The following is a 16,283-nucleotide window of genomic DNA, read 5'->3' as shown; positions in this document are numbered from 1 at the left end:
GGGTCTGGAGCTGGCTTCAGAAAAGCTGCGCAAGGCCGATGGCAAGGTTGTATCCGCTAACTACCCTGCCATCGGTGCTTTCCCATGTTCAATAAACGCTTGAAGCAAGAGCTGGCCGCTCTGCGCGAAGAACTGTCCAGCCTTGTACAAGTGAAGGAAAGCCTGGAAAGCGAAATGCTCGCGCTGACCCTTGAGCCCGACGGGCGGATTCGTTCGGTCAACCAGAATTTTCTCGATGAAATGTTCTACAAGAGCCAGGACCTGATCGGCCGGGCAATCGAAGACATCGTCCCGGCCCACGTCAAAACCGACGAATTCCATCAGCGCTTCAAGAACTCGATGAGCCGTGGCGAGCATTTTGCCGGCGCCGTGCGCCTGTTGCGCGGCAATGGCGACGAGGCGTGGCTGCGTTCCATCGTGCAACCGGTGCGCTCGTCCGATGGCCGGATCAGACACATCTCCTTCTACGCCAGCGACCTGACCCGCACCATCGAAGCCTCCCGCGAGCATGAGAACCTGATCGGTGCGCTGGTGCGTTCCACCGCCGTGATTGAATTCGACCTCAACGGCAATGTGCTCAGCGCCAATGATCGCTTCCTCAACGGCATGGGTTACAGCCTGGCGCAGATCAAGGGTAAACATCACCGCACGTTTTGCGCCCCGGAAGAGTACAACAGCGCCGAGTACCAGAACTTCTGGCGGCGCTTGAACAGTGGCGAATTCGTCGCAGGCCGCTTCAAGCGTATCGACAGCCATGGTCGTACGGTGTGGCTGGAAGCGTCCTACAACCCGGTGGTCGATGCCAACGACAGACTGTACAAAGTGGTGAAGTTCGCCACGGTGATCACCGATCAGGTCAACCGCGAGCAGGCGGTTGCCGACGCAGCGAGCATCGCTTACAGCACCTCGCAACAAACCGACAGCACCGCGCAACGGGGCACCACGGTCGTCACCGAAGCGGTGAACGTGATGCGTGATTTGTCGCGGCACATGCAAGCCGCTGGCGAAGGTATCGAGGCGCTCAACGAGCAGTCGCTGGTGATCGGCACGATCGTCAAAACCATCAGCGGCATTGCCGAACAGACCAACCTGCTGGCGCTCAACGCCGCGATCGAAGCCGCCCGGGCCGGCGAGCAGGGCCGTGGTTTTGCCGTGGTCGCGGACGAGGTCCGGCAACTGGCCTCGCGCACCAGCCAGGCGACGGACGAAATCGTCGGCGTGGTACGGCAGAACCAGGAAATGGCCCGCAATGCCGTGGCTCTGATGACCGACGGCAAGCTTCAGGCCGAACAGGGCCTGGCGCTGGCGGCGGAGGCGGGCACGGTGATTGTCGAGATTCAGGACGGTGCGCAGAAAGTGGTGGATGCGGTGGGGCAGTTTGCCAATCAGCTCTCTCACTGATACCGCACTGATCGTTCCCACGCTCTGCGTGGGAATGCCGCCCGGGACGCTCCGCGTTCCTTCGCTGGCGTGACGCAGAGCGTCACAGGATGCATTCCCGCGCAGAGCGTGGGAACGATCACCGAGGGGCAGCGCCGCATCTGCTCGCTCCCACAGGTTCTGTGATTCGCCAGTGACAGCGCTACAATCGGCTCCTTTTCCCCCGGAGCAGATCCCCATGAGCGACTCCCACCGCCGTCCGGTACCCCTGAACAAAGCCTATCGCCTGCTCAATCACGGGCCGACCGTGCTGGTTAGCGCCGCCCATGATGGCCAGCGCAACATCATGGCCGCCGCCTGGGCCATGCCGCTGGATTTCGAACCGCCGAAAGTCGCCGTCGTCCTCGACAAATCCACCTGGACTCGCCAGTTGCTTGAAGCCTCCGGCACCTTTGTGCTGAACGTGCCTTGCGTCAATCAGGCCGATATCGTGCAAACCGTCGGCAATACGTCCGGCCTGGAAATCACCCGCAACCAGGGGCACGACAAATTTCAGGCGTACGGCCTGCACACCTTTGCCGGCGAACAGGTTGAAGCGCCGCTGCTCGAGGGCTGTGTTGCCTGGCTCGAATGCCGCCTGCTGCCAGAGCCGCGCAATCACGAGCAATACGACCTGTTCCTCGCCGAAGTCATCGCCGCCCAGGCCGATGAGCGTGTGTTCAGCGATGGGCGCTGGCATTTCGAAGGGCAGGATGGATTGCGTACCTTGCACCACGTGGCGGGGGGGCATTTCCTGAAGATTGGGGACGGGGTGGATGGCAAGACGTTGGCGGTCTGATTTATTCCTGGGAGAAGGCCTGCTGCTCGACAGGCCTTTTTTCAATGCAGTGTTTCAGTCCCCCAACGCTTCTCCCTCACGCCGAGGATCGGCACCCCCCGTCAAGGTCGCTTTGCCCTGCGCATCCTTCACCCGCACGATCGCTTGGGTGCCGCTGGTCATGTCGATTTCACTGACCGTGTGCCCTTTGTCTTTCAACGCCTGAATCAGCACCGGGCTGAACTGTCCCTGTTCCAGTTCGGTGGGACCGTTGCGGCTGCCGAAGTTGGGCAGGTTGATTGCACTTTGTGCATCGGGGTTCCAGTCGAGCAGGCCGATGGTGGTTTTCGCCACGTATTCGATGATTTGCGAGCCGCCGGGCGAGCCGACCGTGGCGACAAATTCACCAGTGTTGCGATCAAAGATCAGCGTCGGCGCCATCGACGAACGTGGGCGTTTTCCGGGTTCGACGCGGTTGGCGACTTTCTGCCCGTTCTCTTCGGGGATGAACGAGAAGTCGGTCATCTGGTTGTTCAGCAGAAAACCCTGAACCATCAGGTGCGAGCCGAACGCGGCTTCGATGGTGGTGGTCATCGATACTGCGCCGCCGAGATCATCCACCGCCACCACTTGCGAGGTCGAGATGCGCAACGGCGAGCGGTCCGGTGCGTAGGCAACCTGCACGCCCGGCGGTGTGCCCGGTTTGGCGCTGCCCATGCTGCGCTCGCCGATCAGGCTGGCGCGGCTGGCCAGGTAGGCCGGATCGAGCAGACCTTTGACCGGTACCGGGACGAAGTCGGTGTCGGCCACGTATTGCGCACGATCGGCATAGGCCAGACGTTCAGCCTCGGCGATCAGGTGCACTGCTTGCGGCACCGGTTCGATGCCGGCCGGCTTATCGGTTTTCGTTGGTTTGAGCGGGGTCAGCGACAGGCGTGGGTCGCGAGTCTCCAGCGCCTGCAACGTGCCGAGAATCTGCGCCACGGCGATCCCGCCCGACGACGGTGGCGGCATGCCGCAGACCTGCCAACGCTTGTAGTCGGTACACAGCGGCGCGCGCTCCTTGGCCTGATAACGCTGCAAATCGTTCAGCGACAGGCTGCCGGGGTTGGCGTGCTGTTGAACCCTGGCGACGATCTCTTCGGCGATCGGACCTTTGTACAGCGCATCGGCACCTTCGCTGGCGATACGTTTGAACACGGCAGCCAATTTCGGGTTTTGCAGGCGTGTGCCGACAGCTTTGACGCTGCCATCGTCATTGAGGAAGTACGCGGCCATGTCTGGCGACTGGCGTATCAGTGGATCGGCAGTCAGCAGCGAATGCAGGCGCGGGGAAATCGCAAAGCCTTGCTCGGCCAGTTTGATCGCTGGCTCAAACAGCTTCGCCCAAGGCAAGCGACCGTGTTGTCGATGCGCCAGCTCCAGCGCCCGCAATACCCCGGGCGTACCGACCGAGCGCCCGCCGATCTGCGCTTGCGTAAAGGCCATCGGTTTACCGTCAGCCTTCAGGAACAGCTTCTCGGTGGCCCCGGCCGGCGCCGTTTCGCGGCCGTCATAGGTGCGCACCTGCTTGCCATCCCACAACACAATCATCGCCCCGCCACCGATCCCGGAAGACTGCGGCTCAACCAGCGTCAACACCGCCTGCATCGCAATCGCCGCATCAATCGCCGAACCACCCTGACGCAACATCTCCCGCCCGGCTTCGGCCGCGAGTGGATTGGCAGCAGCGGCCATGTGTTTATTGGCATGACGGGTTTGCAGATCAGTGCGGTAACCGGAAGCGGCTTCCGGTGCCAGCGGCAACGAAGAAGAGGGCGGGGCGTTGCATGCGGTGAGGGTCAGAGCGCTGACAAGCAGTGTCAGGGCTGGCAGGTGAAAGCGCTTCAAGGGCTGGGCTGGAAACACGCGGGCTCTCCGTCCGTGGGGTAGAAGTCTTCGGGGACTTTATCGAGTGGGCCGGCGGGGTGCAAACTGCGTGGGGATTACAGCCCTCCCGCTCAGCGGCCGCGCCAATCGATCGGCCGAAAACGATGCCCTTGTGGGAGCGAGCCTGCTCGCGAAAGCGGTAGCTCGGGTGGTGCGATCTTCTTGAGAGTGATGCAGGGTTAGTGAGTCAGAAACTTATTGCTTGAAGCCCGGCAGACCATGGGTAGAGCGCCACTTTTTCACGATTTCGGTAATGCTCTCGGCTGTTTGTTGTTTCATATCCTCGGGCCAATAGATAAGGTCAGTGCCCGCTGGGTGCTCACACAGACGTACAAATTCAAACAACAGCGGATCGAGAATCTCGTCTGGGCTTGTGTTGGCTGCAAGAACAGATTGCACAAATTTCAAGAATTCTGCTTCGGTGTAGTCGGATATGTTAGTCATGACACTCCCAAGTTGTAGTTCCACAGTTACAAATGAAAAGGGCGGCAGGATTCATGTCTTGAACCCAGGTAGTCGATTCGCTTCGCGCCATGCCATGACTGTACGAGCTATTCCGGCAGATGTTGTATCTGCTCCGGGCTCGGGGTAGAAGATCAGGTCTGTTCCAGCGGGGTGGCCGGTCAAAGCCCTGAATTCCGCCAGCAATCTGCCAAGCTCCTTGTCAGACCCACTTCTGTTGACTGCTCTTATATTTTTCACGAAACAGATGAATTCTGATTCTGTGTAGTCAGCTATGCTTTGCTTGGTGCGTTTTCTTATCATTGCTTGAAGCCCGACAGCCCATGGTCACTACGCCATTTCTTCAATGACTCAATGATTCCCTGTGCCGAGTCATCGGCGCCATCTTCAGGGTAAAAAATCAAATCGGATCCTGTTGGGTGTCCACAAATCAAATTGAAGTGAAGAACGAGCTTGCTTTCTTCTTCTTCGCTCCCCTCATTTCCGATAATGCCCTCAAGGATGTTGATGAATTCTTGCTCGGTGTAATCTGACAAATCGTCTTTAATAAGGAATTCCGTTGCCATTGCCTATCTCATGCACGAATCTTGGATGTGTTGAGACGCAATAAATCGTGACAGCCAAAGTTAACTCGACGGCTCGAACCCTCAACGACACGATTTATCAAGAGCCTTTGAACCCCGGCAATCCCTGTGCTTCTCGCCAGTCCCTGACACTTTGCATTACCCCCACAGGGGAGTTATCAGCACCAGGCTCCGGGTAGTAGATCAAGTCCGATCCTGCTGGATGCTCGCTGATTGTCTCGAAGTGCGCCAACAGTAAATCAGCACGATCATCGTTTTCAGCTTCTTCATCCTCTTTCGCGAGCTCTTGTAGTAGCGCGACGAATTCGGCCTCTGTGTATTCAGAAATGCTGGCTTTTAATAAGGTGTCTTTCATATTTGCCTATTCACGCCGGTGTATATCGATATGGTTCCGAGGAGTATTTACTCGAAGGTTATCTAGGTCATATACGCCACCACCCTTGGATATTTTTTCGAGATGGTGAATTTCATAAGACTTTCTACCGCCGACTCTATCGGCTTTACGCACACGTGGCGCCTTACCCTTACGCATGCGACCAACATTCTGTTCAATCAACTCCCCCCCGATGTTGACTCTGCAACAGTTTTCCAAAAGGTTGCTCTGAATGAGTCGAAGTTTTTGAATTCTCGTCCTCGTAGAGAGTTGGCAACGTCTGTTGGAATCGGAACCCCCACGTCCGAATCAGCCCCCGCAAGCCATATCCCCGCCACATCCTCACCCACCCCCGTAACGATCCCAGGCGTCTGCCTCGCCGGCCTTGAATAAACCACATACAACGACTTCAGCCCGGTGTCCGCCGGGAACACCAGAATACAATCCTCGGCCGTTACATCCTCGCCCGGCAGACCCTCAATCTGGCTATCGGTGTTGTCCGGGATCGGGTGGACGAGGATCGGGTCGAGTGCCTCACCGTGGTCGGGATAAACCAGCGGAGGCATCGACCCCAACGGCCCGCGCTGCGGCGTCCAGAGAATGGTGATGCCGTTGAGCTTGGCCTCCATGGCGGTCTTGTCGGCGTTCCACTTGACGTTCACCGTGCGTACGGCGTCGTCGCCAGAGGCGCCGGAGTGGATGCCGTAGACCCGCAGAACACCTTCGGCATCACGACGAAACTGGAAACGCACGCGCGTGGTGGCGCGGCTCATGCGGCGTAGTTCTTCGTCGGTGTGAAGCGTGCCGTCGGCCATTTTGCTCGGCAGCATTCCCAGCACAAAGACGCTGGCCGGCCCGCCGGCGCCACGGATGGCCCAGTTCAGGCGCTGTTGCAAAATCCCGCCGCCGGCCAGACGCCCCAAAGCCAGGTCAGCACCTATCGCCGTCGCGACCGCGGTACTGGCGGAGGGCATGAGCATGGCGCCGGCGACCATGATCTTGCCGAAGTTGCTGGCTGGCTCCTCGGCAGTGCCAGCGTCCGTGCGACACCAGTTGTCCGGCGTGCAGGACTTGGCAAAGACCCTGTCTTCGCGTGGCTTGGGCGCAGGCCACTCATCCTTCTCGATGTACACCGGCTCCGGCGCTTTCGGTGGAAGCAAAGTAAACCAGGCCCTGCCACCGCTATACGGATTTAATAACCAGTCATCGTCGAGAAGGTATTTGTATTGAGGCATGCCAACTCCCTGTATGGCGCTGAATCGAGCCAGGGGAGCTTGTCGGTATAGGAGCGATTCGGGGAGAGAGCGACAGGTGGCTGATGCTACGAAAGATCCGTTTCGTACCAGAGATCTACTTTTTTCTTACGGAGGCATCTGAATTGCATGCAGGGAGCGGGAGGAAAAGGACTTTTCTCGAGGCATAAAAAAACGGCCTACCTTTCGGTAAGCCGTTTTTAGTACTTGGTGGCTACACAGGGACTTGAACCCCGGACCCCAGCATTATGAATGCTATGCTCTAACCAACTGAGCTATGTAGCCAAGTGGCGCGCATTATTCCCCTGAAATGGCAAAGCGTCAAGCGTAAATCGAAAATATTTCTTCCTGTTTTCAACTGCTTATCCTCCAGCCCCGAAAATCGGGGCCGGGGAGGGCGTCAGCGCAGTTGGAATCTGGCGGTATTGGCGCTCAGGGCCTCGCTACCCTGGCTCAAGGTGTCCGCCGCGAGGTTTACGGCGCGTGCACCTTCAAGCAAACGCACCGCCGCTTGATCGACCTGCTGGATATTGCCGCTGACTTCGTCGGCAGTGCTGGCCTGTTCTTCAACCGCTGTGGCGATTTGCGCCAGGGTGTCGGTGACACTCTGTACGGCGCTGGCGATTTCTCCCAGGCGTTCGCCGAGTCCGGTGACCGCTTCGGCATCCGATTGCGCCTGACCACAGGCGGCTTCCATCAGGCTTACCGCTTCGTTGACCGTGGCGCGCAGGCTGTCGACGGTGCCGGCGATCTGCGCGGTGGACGATTGCGTGCGCTGCGAGAGGCTGCGCACCTCGTCGGCGACCACGGCAAAGCCGCGACCCTGTTCGCCGGCGCGGGCGGCTTCGATGGCGGCGTTGAGCGCGAGCAGGTTGGTCTGCTCGGCGACGCCGCGAATGGTGTCCACGACCAGTTGAATCTGCTGGCCTTGCTCGCTGACCCGGCCAAGCGCGGCGGCGGTGTCGTTCAGGCGCTGATTGAGCTGCTGAATGCTCGCCGTGGTGCGCTGGCTGTCGCGGCTGCTGTCGGCGGCGATGCGCCGGGTTTGCTGGGCGCTGCCGGAGGCCTGTTCGCAACTCTGCGCGACGCCTTGCGAGGTGGCGGCCAATTGCGTGGCGGCAGCGGCGATCTGGCTGATCTGCAATTGCTGCGCTTCGACTTCGCTCAGGGCGCCGCTGGAGTGTTGGTTGAGGCTGCGCACCGCGTTGCTCAACTGCGAGGTCTCGTGGTCGACGCCGAGCATGCTGCTGCGCAATTGCACCACAGCGACGTTGAGCGCGGTGCTGATCGCTGCCAGCTCATCGCGCCCCACCACCGGCACTTGCAGGCTCAGGTTACCGTCGCGCAAGGCTTCGGCTAGCAAGGTGATGCCGCTGGCGCTACGGCGGATCGAGGCTTGCAGGCAAACGAACAGGTATAACGCGGCCAACAGCAGGCAACCGAAGATTGCGGCGACAACAATGAACTGGCGGATCGCCGAGCTGTAATACGCATCGAGCCGCTGATCCAGCGCGACCAGGGATTGCTGGCGCAGGGAAGCGAGGTCGGTGAGCAGCGCGTCGAGGCTGCGTTCGAAGTCCTCTGGCTTTAGGTTGATGCTGCCGCCAAACACACCGTCGTCGAGGACTTTCAGGCCGCTGTCGAGGTGTTTCAGGCTGTCGTGATACTGGCCGGCCCAGGCTTGCAGCTCGGCTGGCAGACGCGCCTCCAGCAGGCCGGCGGTTTTCACCAGTTGCTCGCGGGCGTCCCCGATGCGGCTGCGCAGGTCGCGCAACTGCAAGCGGCTCTGCAGGGTGAACTGGCCGGAGACGACCGAAGCCTGGCCGACTGCGGCGAGACGGCCGACCCGCTCGATCAGGTCCGGCGCGTGCTGCGTGGAAATCTGCGTCAGCAGGTAGGTTTCCAGCCACGGTGCAAGGGTCAGGCGATTGTCCATGACGATCTGCTCGCGCAAGGCTTGCAGCGCGCCCAAGGCATTGGTGAAGCGGTCATAACCGTCCGGCCACCAGCCGACACTGCTCAAGCTTTTCGAATCAAGGCCATTGAGTGCGGTTTGCAGCGCCTGAAAGCGCTCGAGGATTGCGCCGTCGGCGCCTTGCTGGTTCAGGGCATTGCCCAGCTCCGTGGTGGCTTGCAGCACCGCCGGTTGCACGCCGTCGAAGGCGGCCATGGCGGCGAGAGTGGCCGGTGTCGGCTGACGATTGGTCTCGGTGGCGCGCCAGCGGGCGGCGCGGTCGCGTTGAGCGGCGAGCAGGTTGTCCAGCGCATCCAGCGCGAGCAGCTGACGCACGCCGGCACGTTCGCCCGAGATCAGATTGAGCTTCTCGCGATAGTCATGGCCTATCATCAACAGGCTGCCGGCCAGCGGCAGAATGAACAGCAGAAACAACAATTGGAATTTACCTGCGAAGCCAAACCGCCCCAGCAATTTGATCCCCGGCGAAAGGAAAGCCTGCATGCCTCATGACTCCTCTGGACACCACGCACCATTGGCGTGCATCGCGAGCTGTTGGCTCACGACCCGTGCCCTCTAAAAGGCCTCGAAAGTTCACCCTCGCCCGCTCTGTAGGCCGGCTCTGTAGCGAAACTTCCCATTGTCGAGCGCCTTTGTAAGGCGATCGTGTTCAAGGGCAGAAGCAAGGCAAGATTCAGACCATGGCGTTGAGCTATCACCTTCGCCACCAGCGATCCCCTGTAGGAGCTGCCGAAGGCTGCGATCTTTTGACTTTGATGCTTAGAAGCAAGATCAAAAGATCGCAGCCTTCGGCAGCTCCTACGCGAGATAGGAATGTTGGTTAGTTAGCTGGCTAAGGGGATAGCGCGAGCGCACCGAAAAATGGCACATTGACGCACCTGCCTGCGGGCACCCATCTGCTGTCCGGAATTTTCCATGGCTATCAGCAACGTCCAGACCGCCGCTGCCTCGGCGACCGCTGCTCCGCAAAGCAGCCCCTTGGTGATGCGCATCATTGGCGCGGTGGCGCTGGCGCATCTGATCAATGACCTGATCCAGTCGGTGCTGCCGTCGATCTACCCAATGCTCAAGGCCAACTATGGCCTGACCTTTACCCAGGTCGGCCTGATCACCTTGACCTTCCAGTTGACCGCGTCTCTGTTGCAGCCGTGGGTCGGGTATCACACTGATCGCCACCCCAAACCGTGGCTGTTACCGGCGGGCACGGTGTGTACCTTGATCGGCATTCTGATGATGTCGGTGGTCGGCAGCTTCCCATTGATTCTGCTGGCGGCGGCGCTGATTGGTATCGGCTCGTCGACCTTTCACCCGGAAGCCTCGCGTGTTGCGCGGCTGGCCTCGGGCGGCCGGTTTGGTCTGGCGCAATCGACCTTTCAGGTCGGCGGCAATGCCGGCTCCGCGTTCGGCCCATTGCTGGCGGCGGCGATCATCATTCCCTTCGGCCAGGGCAATGTGGCGTGGTTCGGTCTGTTCGCGGTGTTTGCGCTGTTCGTGCTGTACCGCATCAGCCGCTGGTACGCCAATCACCTCAACTTGTTCAAGCTCAAGGCCGGCCAAGCCGCGACGCACGGCTTATCGAAGGGCAGGGTGACCAGTGCTTTGGTGGTCCTGGGGCTGCTGGTGTTCTCCAAATATTTCTACATGGCCAGTTTCACCAGCTACTTCACCTTCTACCTGATCGAGAAGTTCGACCTGTCGGTGGCGAGTTCACAATTGCACTTGTTCCTGTTTTTGGGCGCAGTGGCGGCGGGGACGTTCTTCGGCGGACCGATTGGCGACAAGATCGGGCGCAAGGCAGTGATCTGGTTTTCCATCCTGGGGGTGGCGCCATTCACCCTGATCCTGCCGCATGTCGATCTGTTCTGGACCAGCATTCTCAGCGTGGTGATCGGCTTCATTCTGGCGTCGGCATTCTCGGCGATCGTGGTGTACGCGCAGGAACTGGTGCCGGGTAATGTCGGGATGATTGCCGGGATTTTCTTCGGCCTGATGTTCGGTTTCGGCGGGATTGGCGCGGCGCTGCTCGGGCATCTGGCGGATGTGCACGGGATTGAGTACGTGTATTTCCTTTGCTCATTCCTGCCGTTGTTTGGTGTGTTGGCGGTCTTTTTACCGCGTACCAGAAAGGCCTGAACAGACGAATCGAACTGTGGGAGCGAGCCTGCTCGCGAATGGGTGGGTCAGTTGACGAATGCTTAGCTTACACGCCGCATTCGCGAGCAGGCTCTCTCCCACAGGGAAATGTACTCAGTCACTGAATTTCAGGCACAAAAAAGCCGCGTATCAAACGCGGCTTTTTCTTGTGCGGCTGTTGCTTAGACGTTGAAGCGGAAGTGCATCACGTCGCCGTCCTTGACGATGTAATCCTTGCCTTCCAGGCGCCACTTGCCGGCTTCTTTGGCGCCGGCTTCGCCCTTGTACTGGATGAAGTCGTTGTAGGCGATGACTTCGGCACGGATGAAGCCTTTTTCGAAGTCGGTGTGGATCACGCCGGCGGCCTGTGGTGCGGTGGCACCGACCTTGACGGTCCAGGCGCGGACTTCTTCGACACCGGCGGTGAAGTAGGTCTGCAGGTGCAGCATTTCGTAACCGGCGCGGATCACGCGGTTCAGGCCAGGCTCTTCCAGGCCCAGGGCCTCGAGGAACATGTCCTTCTCTTCGCCATCATCGAGCTCGGCGATTTCCGCTTCGATCTTGTTGCACACCGGAACGACCATGGCGCCTTCTTCTTCGGCGATGGCCTTGACCACGTCCAGGTGCGGGTTGTTCTCGAAACCGTCTTCGGCAACGTTGGCGATGTACATGACCGGCTTGGTGGTCAGCAGGTGGAAGCCCTTGATCACGGCTTTCTCATCCGCGCTCATGTTCTTCATCAGGCTGCGTGCCGGTTTGGCTTCGGTGAAGTGCGCGATCAGTTGCTCGAGCAGAGCCTTCTGAACCACGGCGTCCTTGTCACCGCCCTTGGCGTTGCGCGCGACTTTCTGCAGTTGTTTCTCGCAGCTGTCGAGGTCGGCGAAGATCAGTTCAAGGTCGATGATTTCGATGTCGCGTTTCGGGTCGACGCTGTTGGACACGTGGATCACGTTGTCGTCTTCGAAGCAGCGCACCACGTGAGCGATAGCGTCGGTTTCGCGGATGTTGGCCAGGAACTTGTTGCCCAGGCCTTCACCTTTCGAGGCACCGGCGACGAGGCCGGCGATGTCGACGAATTCCATGGTGGTCGGCAGGATGCGCTTGGGATTGACGATGGCCGCCAGCGCTTCCAGGCGCGGATCCGGCATCGGCACGATGCCGCTGTTCGGCTCGATGGTGCAGAAGGGGAAGTTCTCCGCCGCGATACCGGATTTGGTCAGGGCGTTGAACAGGGTGGACTTGCCGACGTTAGGCAGGCCGACGATGCCGCAATTGAATCCCATGGTGTTTCCCCTCGGGTAAAAGTCAGGCCTTCTGGCTGTGCAGGTTTTTCATCGCGCGGTTCCATTCCCCGGCGAGGATATCCGGCAGCACGCCGAGGGCAAAGTCGATGCTGGCATCGAGTTTTTCCTGTTCGGCGCGTGGCGCACGACCCAGGACGAAATTTGAAACCATACTGGCAACGCCCGGGTGGCCGATGCCAAGCCGCAGACGGTAGAACGTATTCTGATTGCCCAGTTGCGCAATGATGTCGCGCAACCCGTTGTGACCGCCATGGCCGCCGCCCTGCTTGAGCTTGGCAACGCCCGGAGGCAAGTCGAGTTCGTCATGCGCCACGAGGATTTCTTCAGGCTTGATGCGGAAGAAACCGGCGAGTGCCGCCACGGCCTGGCCGCTGCGGTTCATGTAGGTGGTGGGAATCAGCAGACGAACATCCTGACCCTGATGCGAGTAGCGCCCGGTCAGGCCGAAATATTTGCGATCGGCCACAAGATTCACATTCTGTGCGTGGGCGATGCGCTCAACAAAAAGGGCCCCTGCGTTATGCCGGGTCTGTTCGTATTCAGCGCCTGGATTTCCCAGGCCAACGATCAGTTTGATGGCAGTCACGATAGGGGCCCTTCCTTGGAGTGGTGGATAACATCGCCCCGATCGGGGAAAGCGGCGAAAGTGGACGAAAAATGCTCATTTACCATGGATGTAAACTCCGCGTTCTCGCCCGCTTTCTCGCTACGTTCCAGTCCGCGATGTTACTTGCTCACTCCGGCATGACAGAGTGAATTACTCTGCTTCGCCTTCTTCGGCAGGTTCTGCAGCAACACGTGGAGCGTGGACGTTGGCAACAGCCTTGTCATCGCCGTGTGCCAGAGCAACGAACTCAACACCTTTAGGAGCTTTGAGGTCCGACAGGTGAATGATGGTGCCGATTTCTGCTTTCGACAGATCGACTTCGATGAACTCAGGCAGATCTTTTGGCAGGCAGGTCACTTCGATTTCAGCAACAACGTGCGAAACTTCGCCGCCTTTCTTCACTGGAGCTTCTTCGCCAACAAAGTGTACAGGCACGATGGCGGTCAGTTTCTGGCCGGCAACAACGCGTACGAAGTCAGCGTGCATCACGTGGCCTTTGGCCGGGTGACGCTGCAGCGCCTTGATGATGACGTTCTGCTTGGTGCCACCAACGTTCAGCTCGATGATGTGGCTGTAAGCCGCTTCGTTTTCGAGCAGTTTGGCAACTTCTTTGGCCAGCATGCTGATGGATTCAGGGGCTTTGTCGCCACCGTAAACAACAGCTGGAACCAGAGCGGCGAGACGACGCAGGCGGCGGCTCGCACCTTTCCCCAGGTCGGAACGCACTTCAGCATTCAGAGTAAAATCGTTCATTTTGTATCTCCAAAATAGCCATGACCGAGTGGCGTTTGCGACCAGCGCCGAACACGGTATGGGCAAAAAAGCCCCGCCCCGACAGGAATGCCGGGGCGGGGCGCTTTTCGTCAACGAGACATTTCGCGAAGGGCAGGGCCCTTAACGGAACATCGCGCTGATCGATTCTTCATTGCTGATGCGGCGAACCGCTTCGGCAACAACCGGTGCGATATCCAGTTGACGGATACGTGCACAGGCTTGTGCTGCAGCGGACAGCGGGATGGTGTTAGTGACCACCAGCTCGTCCAGCACGGAATTTTCGATATTCTCGATGGCCCGGCCCGACAGCACAGGGTGTGTGCAGTAGGCAAAGACCTTGGCTGCGCCATGCTCTTTCAGGGCCTTGGCCGCGTGGCACAGGGTGCCGGCGGTATCGACCATGTCATCGACCAGAATACAGGTACGCCCTTCGACATCACCGATGATATGCATCACTTCAGAGTGATTGGCTTTCTCACGGCGTTTGTCGATGATCCCGAGATCGACGCCCAGCGACTTGGCAACAGCCCGTGCACGCACGACGCCACCAATGTCCGGGGACACGATCATCAGGTTTTCGAAGCGCTGATCTTCGATGTCATCCACCAGAACCGGGGAGCCGTAGATGTTATCTACCGGAATATCGAAGAAGCCCTGAATCTGGTCAGCATGCAGATCAACCGTGAGAACACGGTCGATGCCGACTACGGTAAGCATGTCAGCAACGACTTTCGCGCTGATAGCCACACGTGCGGAACGCGGACGGCGATCCTGACGGGCATAACCAAAATAAGGAATAACAGCAGTGATACGAGTAGCTGAGGAGCGGCGGAAGGCATCAGCCATCACTACCAGTTCCATCAGGTTATCGTTGGTCGGAGCGCAGGTCGGCTGAATAATGAAGACGTCTTTACCGCGAACGTTTTCATTGATCTCGGCTGTGATTTCGCCGTCGGAAAACTTGCCGACAGAGATGTCACCGAGAGGGATATGCAGCTGACGTACGACACGCCGAGCCAGATCGGGGTTGGCATTCCCCGTAAAGACCATCATCTTGGACACGCGCAGTACCTAGAGGCTGAGGGTAACCTGGATGAGTAGAGAAAATGGCAGGGGCGGCTGGATTCGAACCAACGCATGGCAGGATCAAAACCTGCTGCCTTACCGCTTGGCGACGCCCCTGTATCTGTTGCTTTCAAGTGCCGGGCACTTGATTCCTTTAGAGCAGACTTTGCAGCTTGCGATGCAACATCGAAACGTTGCTTCCTTTCGCTACAAACCCTGTAAGGGTCTCTGTCAGAAGGGCCGAGACTTTATCAGCTTCAGCTTTGCTTGGGAAGCCCCCAAACACACAACTTCCAGTTCCGGTGAGCTTTGCTTCGGTAAATTTACCTAACAAATCCAATGCGTTACGTACCTCTGGATAACGCCTTGCTACCACCGGCAAGCAGTCATTTCGACTGTTTCCCTCGGGAACGGGGCGCACTTTAATGGGCGGTGTGTTACGTGTCAACAAAGGATCGGAAAAAATTTCTGCCGTACTAACAGCGACTTGCGGCACGAGCACCAGATACCACGGTTCTTCGGGGTCGACCGGGGTCAGTTTCTCGCCGACGCCCTCGGCAAATGCCGCATGGCCACGGACGAACACTGGTACGTCGGCACCGAGTGACAGGCCCAGTTCCGCCAGACGATCTTCATCCCAGCCCAACTGCCAGAGATGGTTGAGGCCGAGCAAAGTCGTCGCCGCATTCGAACTGCCGCCACCGATGCCGCCGCCCATGGGCAGCACCTTGTCGATCCAGATGTCGATACCGAGCGCGCAGGCGGACTGTTGCTGCAACATCTTCGCCGCGCGCACGATCAGGTTGCTGTCGTGGGGCACGCCGGCGAACTCGGTGTGCAGCTGAATCACGCCGTCATCGCGCACGGCGAAAGTGATTTCATCGCCATAATCGAGGAACTGAAACAGCGTCTGCAATTCGTGATAACCGTCTTCACGGCGACCGAGAATGTGCAGCATCAAGTTGAGTTTGGCCGGCGAGGGCAGGGTCAGGCGTGCAGCGGTCATGCTTTATTGCCCCAACTTGCGCGGTTGCCAGGTCTTGATCACCAGCGTCACGTCGAGATCGGTGCCGTGCAGCTTGATGCGCTCGGGCAGCCAATAACCATTCTGTTCGGTGTAGGCGGTGTATTCGACTTTCCAGCCGTCCTGCTCAAGGCTGGCCAGGCGACTGTCGGCGTCCAGGTTCAAGCGACTCTTGCTTTCCGGCGCTGGCAGGCCGCGAACCCACCAGGCCAGATTCGACACCGGCAATTTCCAGCCCAGTTGCTCTTCGAGCAAGGCTTCAGGAGATTGCGATTCGTAGCGGCCCTGGTTGGCGACTTCCAGCGATACCTTGCCCGGGCGCCCGGTCAGGCGCGCCGCGCCACGACCCAGCGGGCCGGACAGGCGAATGTCGTAGTAGTCCTGACGCTGCAGCCAGAACAGCGTGCCGCTGCCGGAATCCTTCGGCGCGCGGATGCCGATCTTGCCGTCGATCTGCCAGCCATCGAGGCCGGTCAGTTGCTGTTTATTCGCCGCCCACTGGGCCGGGCTGCCGTGGCCCTCGACCGATTCGCGAGTGCCGAAGCCCGAGCAGCCGGCGAGGAGGGCGATGAAGCTGAAAACAATAACGTGGCGCAAAAGCAT

17 protein-coding genes, 2 tRNA genes and 1 pseudogene are annotated in these 16,283 nt (G+C 59.2%); 4 read left to right on the top strand and 16 right to left on the bottom strand.

Going from position 1 to position 16,283, the window contains the following annotated elements; translation table 11 throughout:
• Window positions 1-84 precede the first annotated feature (84 nt).
• The 3 genes and pseudogenes from AB9L16_RS21615 to AB9L16_RS21605 all read left to right on the top strand — a co-directional run.
• Window positions 85-861, top strand: a pseudogene (locus tag AB9L16_RS21615) (PAS domain-containing protein); the annotation flags it as partial.
• Entirely contained in the window at window positions 841-1,401 is a 561-nt protein-coding gene (locus AB9L16_RS21610) for a methyl-accepting chemotaxis protein (protein WP_241663599.1), read from the top strand. The pseudogene AB9L16_RS21615 and the gene AB9L16_RS21610, both read left to right, overlap by 21 nt.
• Before the next feature lie 217 nt (window positions 1,402-1,618).
• Window positions 1,619-2,218 (top strand): flavin reductase family protein, encoded by a 600-nt coding sequence (locus AB9L16_RS21605; protein WP_375122686.1) that lies wholly within the window; start codon window positions 1,619-1,621, stop codon window positions 2,216-2,218.
• A 54-nt stretch (window positions 2,219-2,272) separates the two neighbouring features.
• On the opposite strand, the gene ggt is transcribed toward AB9L16_RS21605, so the two are convergent.
• The 9 genes from ggt to AB9L16_RS21560 form a co-directional block, all read right to left on the bottom strand.
• On the bottom strand, window positions 2,273-4,105 hold the full coding sequence (ggt, locus tag AB9L16_RS21600; RefSeq protein WP_375122685.1) for a gamma-glutamyltransferase: 1,833 nt from the start codon (window positions 4,103-4,105) through the stop codon (window positions 2,273-2,275).
• A gap of 216 nt (window positions 4,106-4,321) precedes the next feature.
• Complete coding sequence (locus AB9L16_RS21595) at window positions 4,322-4,570, bottom strand: bacteriocin immunity protein (protein WP_150638764.1); 249 nt, start codon at window positions 4,568-4,570, stop codon at window positions 4,322-4,324.
• 51 nt (window positions 4,571-4,621) lie between these two features.
• Window positions 4,622-4,891 carry a bacteriocin immunity protein gene (locus AB9L16_RS21590; RefSeq protein ID WP_076564114.1) on the bottom strand — a complete coding sequence of 90 codons (270 nt, stop codon included), beginning with the start codon at window positions 4,889-4,891 and terminating at the stop codon, window positions 4,622-4,624.
• Complete coding sequence (locus AB9L16_RS21585) at window positions 4,888-5,154, bottom strand: bacteriocin immunity protein (RefSeq protein WP_252876894.1); 267 nt, start codon at window positions 5,152-5,154, stop codon at window positions 4,888-4,890. The genes AB9L16_RS21590 and AB9L16_RS21585 overlap by 4 nt, the downstream gene beginning before the upstream one ends.
• 97 nt (window positions 5,155-5,251) lie before the next feature.
• On the bottom strand, window positions 5,252-5,527 hold the full coding sequence (locus tag AB9L16_RS21580; protein ID WP_076564112.1) for a bacteriocin immunity protein: 276 nt from the start codon (window positions 5,525-5,527) through the stop codon (window positions 5,252-5,254).
• Between the two features lie 6 nt (window positions 5,528-5,533).
• Window positions 5,534-5,704 carry a hypothetical protein gene (locus AB9L16_RS21575; protein ID WP_330221322.1) on the bottom strand — a complete coding sequence of 57 codons (171 nt, stop codon included), beginning with the start codon at window positions 5,702-5,704 and terminating at the stop codon, window positions 5,534-5,536.
• 20 nt (window positions 5,705-5,724) lie between these two features.
• Window positions 5,725-6,780, bottom strand: a complete 1,056-nt coding sequence (locus AB9L16_RS21570; RefSeq protein WP_375122684.1) for an S-type pyocin domain-containing protein — start codon at window positions 6,778-6,780, stop codon at window positions 5,725-5,727.
• A 226-nt stretch (window positions 6,781-7,006) separates the two neighbouring features.
• Window positions 7,007-7,083: transfer RNA gene (locus AB9L16_RS21565), tRNA-Met, on the bottom strand.
• Between the two features lie 115 nt (window positions 7,084-7,198).
• Window positions 7,199-9,256, bottom strand: coding sequence for a methyl-accepting chemotaxis protein (locus tag AB9L16_RS21560; protein WP_095181651.1), 2,058 nt, complete (start codon window positions 9,254-9,256; stop codon window positions 7,199-7,201).
• 432 nt (window positions 9,257-9,688) lie between these two features.
• Here AB9L16_RS21560 and AB9L16_RS21555 point away from each other — a divergent pair, with 432 nt between their 5' ends.
• Window positions 9,689-10,906 (top strand): MFS transporter, encoded by a 1,218-nt coding sequence (locus AB9L16_RS21555; RefSeq protein ID WP_375122683.1) that lies wholly within the window; start codon window positions 9,689-9,691, stop codon window positions 10,904-10,906.
• Window positions 10,907-11,088: 182 nt separating this feature from the next.
• Here AB9L16_RS21555 and ychF read toward each other — a convergent pair whose 3' ends face one another.
• From ychF to lolB, 7 genes are all read right to left on the bottom strand, one after another.
• Window positions 11,089-12,189 carry a redox-regulated ATPase YchF gene (ychF, locus tag AB9L16_RS21550; RefSeq protein ID WP_016773202.1) on the bottom strand — a complete coding sequence of 367 codons (1,101 nt, stop codon included), beginning with the start codon at window positions 12,187-12,189 and terminating at the stop codon, window positions 11,089-11,091.
• A gap of 22 nt (window positions 12,190-12,211) precedes the next feature.
• Window positions 12,212-12,796, bottom strand: coding sequence for an aminoacyl-tRNA hydrolase (pth, locus tag AB9L16_RS21545; protein ID WP_016773203.1), 585 nt, complete (start codon window positions 12,794-12,796; stop codon window positions 12,212-12,214).
• A gap of 171 nt (window positions 12,797-12,967) precedes the next feature.
• Window positions 12,968-13,570, bottom strand: coding sequence for a 50S ribosomal protein L25/general stress protein Ctc (locus tag AB9L16_RS21540; protein WP_056790308.1), 603 nt, complete (start codon window positions 13,568-13,570; stop codon window positions 12,968-12,970).
• Window positions 13,571-13,711: 141 nt separating this feature from the next.
• Window positions 13,712-14,653, bottom strand: a complete 942-nt coding sequence (locus tag AB9L16_RS21535) for a ribose-phosphate pyrophosphokinase (RefSeq protein WP_003171603.1) — start codon at window positions 14,651-14,653, stop codon at window positions 13,712-13,714.
• Between the two features lie 45 nt (window positions 14,654-14,698).
• Window positions 14,699-14,773: transfer RNA gene (locus AB9L16_RS21530), tRNA-Gln, on the bottom strand.
• Window positions 14,774-14,810: 37 nt separating this feature from the next.
• Window positions 14,811-15,662: a 4-(cytidine 5'-diphospho)-2-C-methyl-D-erythritol kinase gene (gene ispE / locus AB9L16_RS21525; RefSeq protein WP_136492711.1), complete on the bottom strand. Its 852-nt coding sequence runs from the start codon at window positions 15,660-15,662 to the stop codon at window positions 14,811-14,813.
• Window positions 15,663-15,665: 3 nt separating this feature from the next.
• Window positions 15,666-16,283: a lipoprotein insertase outer membrane protein LolB gene (gene lolB / locus AB9L16_RS21520; protein ID WP_016773207.1), complete on the bottom strand. Its 618-nt coding sequence runs from the start codon at window positions 16,281-16,283 to the stop codon at window positions 15,666-15,668.

The organism is Pseudomonas sp. LW8, assembly GCF_041956865.1.
Taxonomy (GTDB): Bacteria; Pseudomonadota; Gammaproteobacteria; order Pseudomonadales; family Pseudomonadaceae; genus Aquipseudomonas; species Aquipseudomonas siliginis.
This window is presented reverse-complemented; position numbering and strand designations above follow the sequence as displayed.